General features: G+C 44.9%; 15 protein-coding genes. 5 read left to right on the top strand and 10 right to left on the bottom strand.

The window, feature by feature from the left end; genetic code table 11:
- Positions 1-36 precede the first annotated feature (36 nt).
- The 3 genes from PCAR9_RS04385 to galE all read left to right on the top strand — a co-directional run bounded on the left by PCAR9_RS04385 (position 37) and on the right by galE (position 2,992).
- A complete protein-coding gene (locus PCAR9_RS04385; protein ID WP_179982574.1) occupies positions 37-1,557 on the top strand; it encodes a peptide MFS transporter in 1,521 nt (506 codons plus the stop codon).
- Between the two features lie 113 nt (positions 1,558-1,670).
- Complete coding sequence (locus tag PCAR9_RS04380) at positions 1,671-1,973, top strand: DUF6170 family protein (RefSeq protein ID WP_179982573.1); 303 nt, start codon at positions 1,671-1,673, stop codon at positions 1,971-1,973.
- On the top strand, positions 1,970-2,992 hold the full coding sequence (gene galE / locus PCAR9_RS04375) for a UDP-glucose 4-epimerase GalE (protein ID WP_179982572.1): 1,023 nt from the start codon (positions 1,970-1,972) through the stop codon (positions 2,990-2,992). The genes PCAR9_RS04380 and galE overlap by 4 nt, the downstream gene beginning before the upstream one ends.
- A gap of 199 nt (positions 2,993-3,191) precedes the next feature.
- On the opposite strand, the gene PCAR9_RS04370 is transcribed toward galE, so the two are convergent.
- The 10 genes from PCAR9_RS04370 to ccmA form a co-directional block, all read right to left on the bottom strand.
- Positions 3,192-4,124, bottom strand: coding sequence for an MlaA family lipoprotein (locus PCAR9_RS04370; RefSeq protein WP_179982571.1), 933 nt, complete (start codon positions 4,122-4,124; stop codon positions 3,192-3,194).
- Positions 4,125-4,126: 2 nt separating this feature from the next.
- Positions 4,127-5,416 carry a c-type cytochrome biogenesis protein CcmI gene (ccmI, locus tag PCAR9_RS04365; RefSeq protein ID WP_179982570.1) on the bottom strand — a complete coding sequence of 430 codons (1,290 nt, stop codon included), beginning with the start codon at positions 5,414-5,416 and terminating at the stop codon, positions 4,127-4,129.
- Entirely contained in the window at positions 5,413-5,856 is a 444-nt protein-coding gene (locus tag PCAR9_RS04360; protein WP_232091276.1) for a cytochrome c-type biogenesis protein, read from the bottom strand. The genes ccmI and PCAR9_RS04360 overlap by 4 nt, the downstream gene beginning before the upstream one ends.
- A gap of 110 nt (positions 5,857-5,966) precedes the next feature.
- On the bottom strand, positions 5,967-6,623 hold the full coding sequence (locus PCAR9_RS04355; protein ID WP_179982568.1) for a redoxin family protein: 657 nt from the start codon (positions 6,621-6,623) through the stop codon (positions 5,967-5,969).
- The gene (locus PCAR9_RS04350) at positions 6,623-8,680 is read right to left on the bottom strand and encodes a heme lyase CcmF/NrfE family subunit (protein ID WP_179982567.1); all 2,058 of its coding nucleotides are present in this window, start codon (positions 8,678-8,680) and stop codon (positions 6,623-6,625) included. Before PCAR9_RS04350 ends, PCAR9_RS04355 begins: the two co-directional genes overlap by 1 nt.
- A gap of 3 nt (positions 8,681-8,683) precedes the next feature.
- The gene (ccmE, locus tag PCAR9_RS04345) at positions 8,684-9,178 is read right to left on the bottom strand and encodes a cytochrome c maturation protein CcmE (protein WP_179982566.1); all 495 of its coding nucleotides are present in this window, start codon (positions 9,176-9,178) and stop codon (positions 8,684-8,686) included.
- Positions 9,179-9,263: 85 nt separating this feature from the next.
- Complete coding sequence (ccmD, locus tag PCAR9_RS04340; protein WP_179982565.1) at positions 9,264-9,461, bottom strand: heme exporter protein CcmD; 198 nt, start codon at positions 9,459-9,461, stop codon at positions 9,264-9,266.
- Position 9,462: 1 nt separating this feature from the next.
- Complete coding sequence (locus tag PCAR9_RS04335) at positions 9,463-10,251, bottom strand: heme ABC transporter permease (RefSeq protein WP_179982564.1); 789 nt, start codon at positions 10,249-10,251, stop codon at positions 9,463-9,465.
- Positions 10,251-10,916, bottom strand: a complete 666-nt coding sequence (gene ccmB, locus PCAR9_RS04330; RefSeq protein WP_179982563.1) for a heme exporter protein CcmB — start codon at positions 10,914-10,916, stop codon at positions 10,251-10,253. Before ccmB ends, PCAR9_RS04335 begins: the two co-directional genes overlap by 1 nt.
- Positions 10,916-11,539 (bottom strand): cytochrome c biogenesis heme-transporting ATPase CcmA, encoded by a 624-nt coding sequence (gene ccmA / locus PCAR9_RS04325; protein ID WP_179982562.1) that lies wholly within the window; start codon positions 11,537-11,539, stop codon positions 10,916-10,918. Before ccmA ends, ccmB begins: the two co-directional genes overlap by 1 nt.
- Positions 11,540-11,798: 259 nt before the next feature.
- Here ccmA and PCAR9_RS04320 point away from each other — a divergent pair, with 259 nt between their 5' ends.
- Both PCAR9_RS04320 and PCAR9_RS04315 read left to right on the top strand, forming a co-directional pair.
- Positions 11,799-14,360 (top strand): flagellar hook-length control protein FliK, encoded by a 2,562-nt coding sequence (locus tag PCAR9_RS04320; protein ID WP_179982561.1) that lies wholly within the window; start codon positions 11,799-11,801, stop codon positions 14,358-14,360.
- Between the two features lie 11 nt (positions 14,361-14,371).
- Complete coding sequence (locus PCAR9_RS04315; protein ID WP_025254245.1) at positions 14,372-14,689, top strand: EscU/YscU/HrcU family type III secretion system export apparatus switch protein; 318 nt, start codon at positions 14,372-14,374, stop codon at positions 14,687-14,689.
- Positions 14,690-14,839 lie beyond the last annotated feature (150 nt).

The following is a 14,839-nucleotide window of genomic DNA, read 5'->3' as shown; positions in this document are numbered from 1 at the left end:
TAACAACCATAAGCAATATGGAATTAAAATATAATTATGAAACCATCTAACGATACTAGCTTTTTCGGCCATCCAGGGGGCCTAAGAACGCTATTCTTTACAGAAATGTGGGAGCGCATGAGTTACTACGGTATGCGCGCGCTACTTGTTCTTTTCATGACAGCAAGCTTACAAACTCAAGGCTTGGGCTTTACTGTTGCAACCGCTGGCGCTATCTATGGCCTGTATACTGGTGCGGTATACTTTTTAGGTTTGCCTGGAGGTTGGCTAGCTGACCGCTTAATCGGTGGTAAAAGCGCTGTATGGTACGGCGGCATTATCATCTTCGCAGGTCACGTAGTACTCGCCATAGACCTGCAAAACCTCTTCTTTGTTGGCCTTATTCTTGTTGCTTCCGGCACAGGCCTACTTAAGCCTAACATTTCAGCCATGGTTGGTCAGCAATATGGTGAGGATGATGGCCGTCGTGACAGTGGCTATGCGCTGTATTACATGGGTATTAACATTGGTTCTCTAATCGCCTACCTAGTCACTGGTTATTTACAGGAAAATTGGGGCTGGCACTATGCATTCGGTGCAGCTGCTATTGGTATGGCTATTGGCCTAATTCAATATTACTTCAGCAACCGCTCATTATCGGCTGATTCTGTGGCGCCAGCAAATCCTTATCAAGGTGCGGCCAAACAGCGTGCATGGATGTGCGTATGGGCAGTAGTAGCACTAGCTGTTGTGGTTATAGTTCTTGCGCACATGGGCACCATCGTTATTGAGCCTGTTGCCCTTGCTCAGCAAGTTGCCGTTGCTTTTACGGTCATATTCTTCCTTTACTTCGGCTTTATTTATTTTAAAGGCCAACTAAGCGACAACGAGAAGAAGCGCATGTGGGCGCTGTTCTTAGTCTGTGTTGCATCTGCGTGCTTCTGGTCTGGTTTTGAGCAAGCAGGCTCTTCGTTAAACCTATTCGCGCAGAACTATACCGACCGTGTACTTGAAAGCGGTTCGCTTATCACTTCTCTATTCGGAATGGATGCAATTCCAACCGTATGGTTCCAGCTTTCAAACTCGCTATTCATTATAATTTTGTCGCCTTTCTTCGCCGCCCTTTGGATTAACCTTGCTAAGCGAATGATAGACCCGTCGTACACCATTAAGTGTGCTATTGGTATCGTTATTATGGCATCGGGCTTCTTGGTAATGTTTATGGCGTCACAATACGCTGCTCAAGGCCTTAAAGTTGCGCCTATGTGGCTTGTTACAACCTACTTCTTGCATACGGTTGGTGAGCTTTGCCTAAGCCCAGTTGCACTAAGCGCCGTAAGTAAGCTTTCGCCTAAGCGTTTTGCAGGGCAAATGATGGGTGTGTTTGTACTAACCTACTCTATCGGTAACATTATTGCTGGCCTGCTTTCTGGTAACTTTGATCCAGAGAAGGTTGAGCAAATGCCTGCCCTGTATCTTCAAATTGCGCTATTCAGTATAGCTATTGCTATCGTGATTGGTTTAATGAGCTTTAAGTCTCGTTTCTGGGAAAAAGCAGGTATTGAAGAAAAAGCGTAATTTATTGTTAGCATGTTTTAAGTGTTAACCAATTACCCTACAATAACCGCCGCAACGTAACGTTCCGGCGGTTTTTTATTTAAGGTTTCGAAATAAAGGCTTAGAGCAAACCTATGAAGTTTTATTTTTCTACAAGAGACATTCCTGCTTTAAAAGGTCTTCCTTTAACAGAGCGCGTTAAGTTGCTCGACAAGGCAGCAAAACGGCTTACTGTTCCAGAAAAGACCTTACTGAATGTTCTAAAGCTACTCGTTATCGTGCCTGTGTTTGCTCTTATTCTTCAAACCGCATCAAATTGGACCTCGTTACTCTGGGCTTTTGTGGTATTTTTAGTTTATCCATTGGTTATAAAACCTATTCAATATTCCATATGCGCTAAATACATTGCGCAACCGTCTAGCAAGGAGAATGCATGAAGACCATCCTAGTCACTGGTGGTGCCGGCTATATAGGTAGCCACACAGTTCTACAGTTACTTGAACAAAACTACGGTGTTGTCGTACTCGACAACCTAGCCAATTCAAGTGCTGAGTCGCTGCGTCGCGTGGAAACACTGACAGGCAAGTCGGTGACATTTGTTCAAGGCGATATTCGCGACACTGCTGTATTAGATGACATCTTCAGCGAGCATAATATTTTTGCTGTTATTCACTTTGCGGGCTTAAAAGCTGTTGGCGAATCTGTACAAAAGCCCCTTTCGTACTACGAAAACAACGTGTACGGTACACTTACGCTGTGTAAAGCCATGCAGAAGCACAATGTGAAAAATATTGTGTTTAGTTCCTCTGCTACGGTTTACGGTGACCCTGCATCGCTTCCGCTACGAGAAGATATGGCTACAGGCCAACCGACGAACCCTTACGGTATGTCTAAGCTGATGGTTGAACATATGCTCAGCGATCTTTATGTATCAGATAGCGATTGGAACATAGTGTTGCTTCGCTACTTTAACCCAGTTGGCGCGCACGAGTCGGGCCAAATTGGTGAAGACCCTAACGGCATTCCAAATAACTTAATGCCTTATATCTCTCAGGTTGCTACCGGTAAGCTAGAGCAACTAAGCGTATTTGGTGATGATTACGATACCGTTGATGGCACTGGTGTTCGCGACTACATCCATGTTGTAGATCTCGCAAACGGTCACTTAAAAGCGCTCGATCGACTAAACCTAAATATGGGACTAGATAAGTACAATCTAGGTACGGGTCAAGGCTATTCTGTAATCGAAATGATTAAAGCGTTCGAAAAAGGTTCGGGTAAAACCGTATCTTATAAGATTGCACCCCGTAGAAGCGGTGACGTAGCTGCCTGTTATGCAGACCCAACTAAAGCTGCCACAGAACTTAACTGGCATGCTGAAAAAGGCTTAGAAGACATGTGCGCAGACACATGGAACTGGCAGTCGCAAAACCCGATGGGCTATCCAAAGGACTAGTTTATCGTTTGAACGCTGCCAATAAGCTTGTTCACATACCAAGAATAAGAAAGCCATGCTGTTGAGCATGGCTTTTTTGATTGAGCATATATAGCTAGGGTGACGTTGAAGTAAAGGTTATGGAATTGAGATTAGATAATAATAAATAACCCCTTCCCCCGAACTTTATCCGACTTCGTTCAATTTATTACTCTATTCTCTATTTATCGTCTTTCGACTTGGATTCTTTTTCTTTTAGCTTAGTCTTCTCAGTGTCATTAACCGGCGTATCTTCTTTCTCTGTAGACTCTTCGACAGCTTCTTCTGACGCTTCTTCATAGCTATCAAAGTCATTGCCTTCCAACATAGCTTCGAAATCCGCAAAGTCATCAAGCTGCTCATCATCTATCGCTTTATCACCGCTTTTACCATCAGTAACGCGGAATTCTAGATTCTCAAAATAAGCATTTTTTACGAAAGCATAATCGTCAACTGATTGCTCAAGCTGTGCTTCTTGGTCGAGTAATTGCGCTCTTGTTTCAAGTACTGAAATACCAATGCGCGCTAAGTTTACCGAGCCTTCAAGTAACGACATAGGAAAGGCAAAACCGTCGACATAATCACCGGTGAAGCTTCGCGGATCGCTTGGGCCTAAAAACGGCAGCATTAAGAAAGGACCTGTATCTAAACCCCAAACAGCTAGGGTTTCACCAAACTGCTCACGTTTGCGCTCAATGCCAATTTTAGACGCAACATCAAAGGTTCCGACTAGCCCTACCGTAGTATTTATTAAAAAGCGTGCTAGGCTGTCTAAACCATCATCCACTTTGCCTTGAAACATATTATTTAAAAAGTTTGCTGGCTCTTGTAGGTTATCCGTAATGTTCACTAAGCCAGTTCGTGCAGGCTGAGGCATAACGGTAACGTAGGTAACTGTGATAGGGCGCAAAATATATGCATCCAATACATCCCAGTTGAAGTCCCAAATCTCGCGGTTAACCGGTTCAAGCGGATCTCGTGGGTCTGATGTATCTACTACAGCAGTATTTGACTTAGCCTCCTGCGATTGAGACTGCGCATCATTGGTCGCACAGCCTCCTAGAAAACCTGCGGCAATAATCAACCCGGTCGCGAGTGATTTAGACAAGTCCATACTTATAATTCCTTATCAATAATAATGCTTAGTGAAGATAGCTGATTGGCAGTAACGCTTGCGTTTACACTTCCCTGCCATTCTCCCTCAGCTACCGCCACATTGCCATCTTCCGATAGCCTTGCGGTAACCACTACATCAGAAAGCGCAGCAAGTGTAAATTGTGGCATCATAGCGTTTTCGGTAGTTAATGTTACAGAAACCGGAAAGTCATCTATTGGCAACTTAACCACTGCAGCAGGCATTCTATTATCTGAGTTTGCATCTTGAGCAAACACAATTAAAAAGCCTTCTTTAGGCGCGCTTGCTTCAGCGTCATCGGACAAATTAACGGTGATGGTAAAGCCTGTAAGGGCTTGCTCGTTATCGCCTTGTATATCCGTCTCATCCGTAGGTTCTGCATTCGAGCGTTGTAACGCTACCATTTCGGTGGTATTTCCCTCAAGCTCTTTTATACGCGCAACTAAACGCTGGGCCATATCGCTATCTGCTGGCAGTTTACCTTCAACTTGCTGATAAAAACGGCGAGTATTATTAAGATCACCAAGTTGAGCCGACACCACTGCCATCATAAGCGCGAGATTATCATTCTCAGGGTTATCATTAAGCAAGCCTAATAAGATAGATTGCGCACGTTCCAAGTTGTTTACATCACCCGTGGTCATTAAAGCCTGAGCAAGTGTAATACGGTTAGCTGAATTAGAAGGCGCTAAGCTCACGGCTTTATCAATAGCCTCAATAGCCTGCACTTCTTGGCCAACACTCAGCATTAATCTGCCAAAATACATCCAGCCTGTATCATCTTCCGGTTCCTCGCGAAGTCGTTGACGTATGGCTAATGCAAGGCTAGCGATGTCTTGTGGGGTCAGGTTGTTCGCGTTACCGCTGGCAAGTTGCTGACTCAGCTCGGGTAGCGCTTCAATAGACTGCTGGGCTTTCGCAACACGTTCCATCTGGTTAACTTGCGAATACACAATTGCTCCACATAACACAGCAAGTAGACCACCTATTGCCAGTGGCAATTTAGCGTTACCGGTTTTGTTTTGGTGAAATGCACTTTCATCCACTAGCGCCAATTTAAGTTCATCAACCGCCTGACGCTTGTCGTGCTCACTAATAAGCCCTTCTTGCACCTCGCGGTCAAGTTCGGCAAGGCGCTGCTTAACAATTTGCGTATTGCTCAAACTGTCTTGTTTTGCGTGATTTTTATTGCGAAGCCATGGAAAAGCGACAATTAAAAGAACAAGCGTGATTAAGCCTGAAACAATAATATAAAACTCAGACCAACTCATTCTTTCTCTTGCTCCAACATTTTGTCTGCTTTGGCTAACTTAGCGGCCATATCTTCAGGTGGCGTTACCGATTTCCGGCGAATTACAACCAACAAGGCAATGAATATAAACAATACGGGGCCAGCCCAAAGCCACAGTGTCGCAGCCGTAACAGGCGGTTGGTAATGTACAAAGTCGCCATAGCGCGACTTCATAAATTCAATGACTTCTTGCTCTGTTTTGCCCTGTTTAAGTAAGGTGTATACTTTTCGGCGCATGTCGTGGGCAATCATGGCGTCGCTATCTGCAATATTCTGGTTTTGACACATTGGGCAACGCAGTTCAGCGGTAAGTTTTAAAAAGCTCTCACGTTGCGCTGAAGTGTCGAAGGTAAATTTATCTTCAGCGGCGTGTACCGAGAAAGCGCCAACTATCAGCAAAAGGGCAAAAAACCTAGTCACTAGCGTTTTAAAAACGGAAAAGTTGATAGTTTTATTGTGAGCAACATGCACATCTGTATCAACCTTATAGGCTTCACAAGGTATATGGGTAGCATTGCTAGCTAACATCCTCACTCACCTCCTTGAACACTTTGGGCGTCACTCATTACAGCGTCAACGTCCACTTTCCTATCTTCACTTACTTTGCCAGACGCTTCGGCAACTAGCTTATTGTAAAGCGGACCAACTTTTGAATTCCACACGCGCTCATTAATATCGCCTATGTGATGCATACGTATAATGCCTTCAGCATCAATCACAAAGTGCTCTGGCGCCCCAGTAACGCCAAGGTCAAGGGAGGTATCGCGATAAACATCGAAGATATTGTACGCGTAGGGGTTGCCATAGCGGCTGAGCATGTCTGTGACTTCTTGCTGAACGCGACTAAGTGTTTTTGTGCCAAAGTCCGGGTCTAAATCCTGGTCGAAATACAACCCCACAATGTGAACATTTTGCTCATTCTTAAGCTGAGTAAGATACGGCATTTCGACAGCGCAAGTCACACACCATACCCCCCATACATTTAAGATAGTCACCTTTCCTTTTAAGTCTTTTGGGGTATAGGTTATATCTGGCTGCATAAGATCTGGCAGTGAGAAAGCAGGTAATGTTTTATCTTGAGCTTGAGAGTCTAGCTCTCTAGGGTCAGAAAAAAGCCCCTTGAATAAGAAAATAACCAGCAAAGAAAACAGCACCAATGGAATCGCAACAAGTGGAGCTTTTTTCATTATGCGTCTCCTTTCACTGAAGTATTTGAAACAACAGGTGCTTGCTCATTACCTGTCGATGAGTTCGCGTCATTACTGCCACCAAATACTCGCTTTATCTTTTTCACCTTAGCCATACGGTAACGTTTGTCGCTAATAGAGAAGATACCGCCTATAGCCATAACCACTGCGCCCGCCCATAGCCAGATAACAAACGGTTTAATGTAAATACGAATGGCCCAAGCACCGTTGTCTAACGGTTCACCCATAGCAATAAATAAGTCTCGTGCTAGGTTTGAATGTATAGCCGCTTCTGTCATTGGCATGCGCTGAACTGTATACAAACGTTTCTCAGGCTCTAAATGCGCTATTAATTCGCCGTGTTTATAAACGTCGAATACGCCCTTGTCCGCGTCAAAGTTCGGTCCTTGTACTTTACGTACGTCTTTGAAATTAAAATCATAACCACCTAAAGAAACGGTATCGCCAATGTCCATGCGAACATCCCGCTCCATTTCGTAGTTTGAAACAAGGGTAATACCAATGATACAAATAGCAAAGCCAACGTGTCCCAACACCATGCCCCAGTGGCTTGGTGTAAGTTTGCGAAGTTTAGATAGTACTGATGCATTATCAGAGCTACTTAAAGGCATAGCCGTTAAACGCTGCATGACTTCTTGTACTGTGGTGACTAGGATCCAAAACACCAACACCATTCCTAGTACACCCATGTAAGTTGGCTCGTCGTAGGCAAAGTTCACTAGTACACCTGCACTTAGCGCAATTCCACCTGCGACCAACAGTTGCTTTTGCAGTTCGCTGGCTTTTTGCTGCTTCCAACGCGTTAGCGGGCCAAGACCTAACATCAATACAAAGGGCACAATCAATAAGGTGAACATTTGATTAAAGAAGGGTGCGCCTACGGAAATACTGCCTAAGCCTAACTCTTTGTGAACAAGAGGAAGTAGCGTACCGAGAAGAACAACTAATGTTGCTGCACACAGAAATACATTGTTACCCATTAACAGCACTTCACGAGAAAACGCTTGGTAGCGTCCTGGGCTCTTAAGCGAAGCCGCACGCATGGCATAAAGCAGCAATCCAAAACCGCTAAGTACAATCAATATGCCTAAGATGAACAAGCCTCGAGTAGGATCGCTTGCAAAAGAGTGCACCGAAACGATGACCCCGGAACGTACTAAAAAGGTACCTAATAAACTCAAACTAAATGCGGCAATTGCAAGTAGCACTGTCCATGATTTAAACGCCTTTCGCTTTTCGGTCACTGCCAGCGAGTGCATCAGGGCCGTACCTACCAACCAAGGCATAAACGAGGCATTTTCTACTGGGTCCCAGAACCACCAGCCGCCCCAGCCAAGTTCGTAATACGCCCACCAGCTGCCTAGTGCAATGCCCACTGTGAGAAACGCCCAGGCAGAGATAACCCAAGGCCTTGACCAACGCGCCCAGGTTGAATCTAACTGACCAGAAATAAGCGCCGAGATAGCAAACGCGAAAGCGACAGAAAAGCCTACGTAGCCCATATAAAGCATAGGCGGGTGAATGATCATACCAAAGTCTTGCAGCAGCGGATTAAGATCTCGCCCGTCGACTGGAAAAAAAGGCAGCATGCTGTTAAAAGGGTTTGAGGTAAGCAGCATAAATAAGTAAAAACCAATGCCTACCATGCCTAATACCGACAGTACTCTAGCGACCATAGCAAGAGGAATACCCTTGCTGAATATCGCCACAGCCACTGTCCAGATTGAAAGCATCAGTACCCACAGTAGGAAAGAGCCTTCGTGACCGCCCCATACAGCGGTAATTTTATAATAGATAGGAAGCTGGCTATTTGAATGCTGCGCAACGTAAGCCACGCTAAAATCATCGGTAACGAACGCATAGGTCAAGCAGACATAGGCGATAAGTGTAAACGTAAATAGGCCAATAGCTAACGGCTTGGCAGTAGCCATTAACGTTTCATGCTGACGATGCGCCCCCCATAAAGGATAAACCGCTAATAAAATAGACAATACCAACGCTAGCGTTAGCGCTATATTTCCAATCTCAGGCACCATAAATTATTTGCCTCCAGTGCCGTTTGACGACTCGTAGGAAGGCATATTGTCAGGTTTAACGTGTTTAATGCCTTTCATTTTTTCTGCCAGCTCAGGTGGCATGTATTCTTCATCGTGTTTAGCGAGTACTTCCTGCGCTTTGATATTCTTCTCGCCGGTAAGTATCCCCGTTGCCACAATGCCCTGACCTTCGCGGAACAAATCAGGCAAGATGCCTGTATATGTCACAGTAACCGTTGGACCAGTATCGATTAGGTCGAAGCTCACAGCCAAACTCTCTTGATCTCTTTTCACACTGCCAGGTACCACCATACCGCCTATACGAAGACGCTGGCCAACCTGTGGTTTTTGTCCATTTTTGCCTTCAATAATTTCGCTGGGCGTATAAAAAAGGTCAATACTGTCGTTTAGAGCGTAAAGCATCAATCCAATTGCACTTACTACTAAAAAACCGATAATTCCTACTACGGTCAATCGCTGCTTTCGTCTCGGGTTCATGCAACTCTCACTTCGAAAAAACTAATAAACGATAAAAACGCAAACAAATGCCAAATTAAATTTTAACGCTAAACTAGGCGTTATCTCACTGTTGCTGTCGCGCTTTTTTAATGCGCGCTTTGCGTTCTTTTTCCACCACCACCTGCTTTAAAAGGCCGCGATGTTTAATAAAACTTTGTACGGCGACAATAGCCATTGCCGCAAAAGTAACGCCAAACGACAGCCACACGTAAAACGCATAACCGCCCATAGCTAAAAAATCGGCAAAGGACTCAAACTGCATCTTAATTGCCCTCTTTTCCAAATGTATTTGCCGTATCGCTTTGCTGCTTTGACATTGCTTTCATTGCCAACGTTTGTACCCAAGGCCTGTGCATTTCTCGTAATACAATTTCGTTGCGTAGACGCACTGTGGTCACAGCACCAATAAAGAAAGCAAAACCCAGTAAGTTAATTAACAGCGGCCATAACATTTCAGGCGCAATCGAAGGGTTGTCAAATTTACTGATTGTTGCGCCTTGATGTAACGTGTTCCACCACTCTACTGAGTAATGAATAATGGGGATATTAACAACACCAACAAGAGCCATTACGCCTGCGGCTTTACCAGCCTGTTGCTTGTCTTCAAATGCACCGTAAAGGGCTATAACCCCCATGTACAAGAAAAGTAGAATAAGCTCTGATGTCAGGCGCGCATCCCATACCCACCAAGCACCCCACATAGGTTTACCCCAAGCCGCCCCTGTGAACAAAGCGATAAAGGTCATTACTGCGCCAATGGGAGCCATGGCAATCATGCTCATATAAGCAGTACGCCACTGCCAAACCATACCGACCAGGGCTGCAATTGCCATAGCAACATAAGTTCCCATAGACAAAATGGCGCTAGGCACGTGAATATAAATAATACGAAACGAATCACCTTGCTGATAATCTTGGGGCGCAAAGGCAAGCCCCCATACAGTGCCTATGCTCAAACACACTAAAGCACCAACCCAAAACCAAGGCTGTAAAGTTAAACAAAGCTGGTAAGCACGCTCTGTTTTTGCGTAGGGGTGTAACCACTTCCACATTAGTTTTGACTCACTTTTAAAGAATACGCGATGGCAAACGGTGCCAATGCCGCAGCCAATAAAAGCATGGCGGCAATAATAGCAAGTTGCGCATGATAAGGTAATTGCAGTGCGGCAGAATCCACAGCCGACGTGGCAAATATCAGTAAAGGAATAAAGACAGGGATAAGTAACAGTGCTAAAAGTACCCCGCCTTTTTGCAATCCAACGGTAAGCCCTACCGCAATGGCACCAATTAAAGAAAGTAGCGGCGTACCCAGCAGCAAAGTTAAAACAAGCGCGATATACATATCCACTGTTAAATTCAAGAACATTGCTAATAACGGGGAAAGCAAAAATAAGGGCACGAAACTAACCAGCCAATGTACGGTCACTTTCACCGCGCTTACCGCTGGCAACGCCATGCCAGAAAGTATGTACTGCTCTAACGAACCGTCTTGAAAGTCATCGCGAAACAGCCTTTCCATCGCCATGAGAGAGGACAGTATGGCGGCAATCCAAATTACCCCTGGCCCAATGCGCTGAAGGGTATCGGGGGACGGGCTAACGCCTAACGGAAACAAAGTCACTACCATGGTTAAAAACATTAGTGGCTGCACCAACTCTGCTTTTTGCTTAAACGCAATCTGTATATCGCGCTTGAAAATTCCTCGGTATAGTGACATCAGAAGCGATACTCCAAATCGAATACGCGGTGTTCACCTGCCGTCTTTGACAAAGGTTGGTGTGAAGTGGTGATAATGAGACCGCCGCCGCTAACATGCTCTTTCATACTAGTTTCAAGCATATGAACCCCTTTCACATCTAGCGCTGTAAACGGTTCATCCAATATCCATGCCTTTGACGGCTTTAGCCACAGTCTTGATAGCGCAACACGACGTTGTTGCCCTGCAGATAAATACCTTACCGGCACGTCTTCAAGACCAACTAACCCCACTTTTTCTAAAACGTCATATAGTGTATTAATTGGTACCGATACCTTGTGCTGGGCTAACCAGAACGACAGGTTATCTAATGCCGAAAGGCTACCATTAGTGCCGCTTTTGTGACCTAGATAAAGGAGATCATGGTGATAGCCTGACTTATCCTTAGATACATCTATTCCTTGATAAAAAACGGTACCTAAATCAGGTGAGCTTAGCCCTGTGAGAATGCGAAGCAAGCTGGTTTTCCCCGCGCCATTAGGTCCACGCAAATACAGCAATTCACCAGCACTAACGGCAAGTGAAAGCCCCTCAAAAAGGGTTCTGTCTCGTTTGCTGCATGTTAACCCGCGCGCCTCTAACACTGCCTAGCTACTCCAACGTTCAGAAGAGGTTGTAAAAAATGGCGCTAGTCTACCACATGAACGCTTTTTCGCAGTCGCGAATTCCAATTAAATATGATTTACTTCAACGACAAAGGCATTTTCACTTAGGTTATCTTGCCTTTGATGGGAAGTTTTTCTTTTTCCTATTGGTGGCCCTGCGTAAATTGGAAACAGCCCTTAATAGCTTTGCTATACTTTAATTAGTAAGGAAAAGCGCCACCGTGCCGATATTACAAACATGACAACACCATTATCATCACTATTGGCAGCCGCTTCGAATCCATCTTCTGGCTCGGCTTTAGCATCCTTATCACAAACAGGAAGTGTAAACGCTGCGGCTCATGGGCAAAAAGGAAGTACGTCTCCCGTTATTACTAATGCCACATTGTCTCAGGCAGCCGCGTTAGATAATGCGGCAAAAGTAATAGTTGAACGCTTGCCCGAACGCGTATTAGCGATAAGCGCCTCGGTAAATAATATTCCATCAAGTAGCGCTGTTTCAGCACCGCAAACACTAAATATTGTTTTACCCGCCGAGACAGATGCAAAACTGCCAAAGCAAGCAATTAACAATGCTCAGCTTGCTCTCGTGCCTCAAAGTACTCTATCTGACCAATCTGGTTCTCAGCGAGCGGTATTGCTTTTTACACGTTCCTCGCAACAGAACGCCGTATTAACGCCCTCTGATAAAGCGGATTTGTTCAAAGCCGTGGCAAAGGCGCTCGCTGCAAATAATGCTGCCGTGACCCTTAAAGGTGAGCTCGCTATTTCAACAAAAAGCGAGAGCTTCGGGCAGCTTCAAATTAACACTTCCAAAAGCGACGTCCTGCCCCTTAACGGCATTAGTACTGAAAAGCTTGATAGTGGTGCTAAAACCGCACTTCAAAAGCTGCTTGGTCAGCAAGTTGTCTTAAGACTAAGTAGAGAAAGTAATGGCCATATCACACTTCAGGTTTCTCAGGAGATCTCAAAAGCAGGCAATGCTCCAAGAGTTAACGCCGGTAATCTCGCCACCATTACACACAAAAATATAAGTGCTAATTTACAACAGCAGGTTATTGCAAGTTCGATTAGACAAGGTGGCGTCGCCATTGAACACAATTCCAATAACCCTCCCAGTCTTAATACTGTTATAAAAAGTTTAGGCACCAAACCCGACGCATTAAAAGCTGTATCTGCGCTAACCTTGGTTGATAGCAAGCTTTCAATACGTACAGTGCAACAAAGTCCGGTGGTACAAATAAGCTTGCCTCAGAGCAGCTCATCTTCCTTTGCCATTCCTTCTTTAAAGGCAGAACAGGTAAACAAACTCGACCTATCACAACTCCCAAAAGTAACCGCAAAAGGGATCGATACCGTTTTAGATAAGGGTGCTGGAAGTATCACATCTACTGTTGCGCACATTGATAAAGAAGCCCCCACATCACTTAAAGGCTCGGATGTGCACAGGGCGATCACCGCCCTTTCCCGAGTCTTACTAAGCCAGACGGGCAATACAAACCAAGCGTTAAGCCAGCTTGTCACTATCGTTGAGAATGGAAAGTTATCTCAAGATGTCGGTGCGACCAAAGCGCCTGATGTACAGCATATTGATAAGATATTACAGCAGCTAAAAGGCCTTGATGCGCTTAACGCCAAACCTTCTCAAGCCAGAGCTTTTAATGGGGACTTTATCGGACCACCCAAGCCTACTATTGAGCAATTGATGGCGGCGTCAAATGCGTTAAAGCAATCGAAGACCAATGGGTCTGAAGAAACGGGGGGAATACAAGGAAAGGATAGTGGAAGTAAATCACCCTCTGTATCACAGGTATCACTTGCCTCCCTAGCTCAGTCTTTAAGCACACAAGCAAAAGGGTTATCAAATAGTTTACTGAGTAGTATTGCTCAACAGTTGGCAGCTATACAAAGTAAGGGGGCAGAAGCCTCCCCTATTATTTCAGACACCGACAAGCTTCTTGCTGGCGTAAAAGCAAGCGAAAGCTTCGTGGGAGAGAGCGTAAATACTGCCAACGACGTTAATAGCGGGCCTAAAAAGCTCGCACTAGACATGAACGACCAAGGATTATCTCAACGCTTGCAGCAGCTTATCTCAACACAAGCCTTGGTGACTACTCCGGTTAATTTAACATCGCCTGTAAGTTCATCAAGCTTCGTACAAGGCATGGTTGCTTTAGTTCAGTTGGCGCTAGCAGGCCGAGCCATGCAAAGACAGCCTAGCTTAAAAACCCAAATAGATGCACCTGACTCTATCGTTTCAAAGACGCTATCGAATATGGGAGTGACCACTCAACCAAGTCGCGTTAGCCAAGACATGAACCAGTTAGACGGGCGCCAGCAGTTACTTTCTCAACTCAAAACCTTGCTAAGCAGTCATCAGCAAAGCAAAGTAGCGAATGTCGATTCCCGTATTCAAGGACAAGATAGTTTCTATTACGTTTTACCGTCGCTTTCACAACATCACAGTCCGCCCGAGCTCTTGATAAGTCGAGACCAAAGAGGGCAGAAACATAAACACGCACAAATAGGCCAGCGCTCGCTTTGGAATATCACGATGAAACTAGACATTGGAGATAGCGGGCAAGTATTGGCGAAGTCAAAGATTGATAAAGACACGATTAATTTAGACTTATATGCATCGAACGATGAAGTGCTCAGGCGTATTGGCGACACACTACCCTACCTGCATAAACGCCTTTCCTCTCTCGGACTTGTGGTTGAAAACACGAGTTACCAGCGAGGCCATATCCCTGAAACGTTAAATACACGCCCTCATCAGATATTTGAAACTAGGGTTTAGGTAGAATGAGTATGACTGATTCTCAAAAGACAAAACGTGCTATTGGCTTAAAATACGATGGCGGCGACAAGAAAAATGCGCCGAAGGTAGTATCTAAGGGATATGGAGACTTAGCTGAGGCAATAATCGCCATGGCTGAAGAAACTGGAATTCTTATTCATGAAGACCCTTACTTAAGTGAAGTTCTCACCACATTAGATGTAGGACAAGACATACCCGAGTCACTTTATTACGTCATCGCTGAACTTCTTGCTTACTCGTACGTTTTGCAGGGAAAAATTCCTCCTGGGTGGGAAGGTATTATTAAACGGGTGGATTTTGAAGTGTGAGGGTAATACCAATTTCAATAGGTAATTACACAAAGTCATTTATATCGACAAACTACCCACTTCTTTTTCATAAGTGATTGGTTAATGACAAGCTCGTTACTGTGTACAGCTTCTATTTAAAAAAGAGCCCGCGTTAAGCGAGCTCTTTTG

The organism is Alteromonas macleodii (genome assembly GCF_903772925.1).
In the GTDB taxonomy this organism is placed as follows: domain Bacteria; phylum Pseudomonadota; class Gammaproteobacteria; order Enterobacterales; family Alteromonadaceae; genus Alteromonas; species Alteromonas macleodii_A.
Note: the sequence above shows the minus strand (reverse complement) of the source record. Positions and strands in the feature narration are given on the sequence as shown.

Coding starts and splice junctions, on each gene's coding strand:
- PCAR9_RS04385 (WP_179982574.1), top strand. CDS start 37: ATGAAACCATCTAACGATACTAGCTTTTTCGGCCATCCAGGGGGCCTA.
- PCAR9_RS04380 (WP_179982573.1), top strand. CDS start 1,671: ATGAAGTTTTATTTTTCTACAAGAGACATTCCTGCTTTAAAAGGTCTT.
- galE (WP_179982572.1), top strand. CDS start 1,970: ATGAAGACCATCCTAGTCACTGGTGGTGCCGGCTATATAGGTAGCCAC.
- PCAR9_RS04370 (WP_179982571.1), bottom strand. CDS start 4,124: ATGGACTTGTCTAAATCACTCGCGACCGGGTTGATTATTGCCGCAGGT.
- ccmI (WP_179982570.1), bottom strand. CDS start 5,416: ATGAGTTGGTCTGAGTTTTATATTATTGTTTCAGGCTTAATCACGCTT.
- PCAR9_RS04355 (WP_179982568.1), bottom strand. CDS start 6,623: ATGAAAAAAGCTCCACTTGTTGCGATTCCATTGGTGCTGTTTTCTTTG.
- PCAR9_RS04350 (WP_179982567.1), bottom strand. CDS start 8,680: ATGGTGCCTGAGATTGGAAATATAGCGCTAACGCTAGCGTTGGTATTG.
- ccmE (WP_179982566.1), bottom strand. CDS start 9,178: ATGAACCCGAGACGAAAGCAGCGATTGACCGTAGTAGGAATTATCGGT.
- ccmD (WP_179982565.1), bottom strand. CDS start 9,461: ATGCAGTTTGAGTCCTTTGCCGATTTTTTAGCTATGGGCGGTTATGCG.
- PCAR9_RS04335 (WP_179982564.1), bottom strand. CDS start 10,251: ATGTGGAAGTGGTTACACCCCTACGCAAAAACAGAGCGTGCTTACCAG.
- ccmB (WP_179982563.1), bottom strand. CDS start 10,916: ATGTCACTATACCGAGGAATTTTCAAGCGCGATATACAGATTGCGTTT.
- PCAR9_RS04320 (WP_179982561.1), top strand. CDS start 11,799: ATGACAACACCATTATCATCACTATTGGCAGCCGCTTCGAATCCATCT.
- PCAR9_RS04315 (WP_025254245.1), top strand. CDS start 14,372: ATGACTGATTCTCAAAAGACAAAACGTGCTATTGGCTTAAAATACGAT.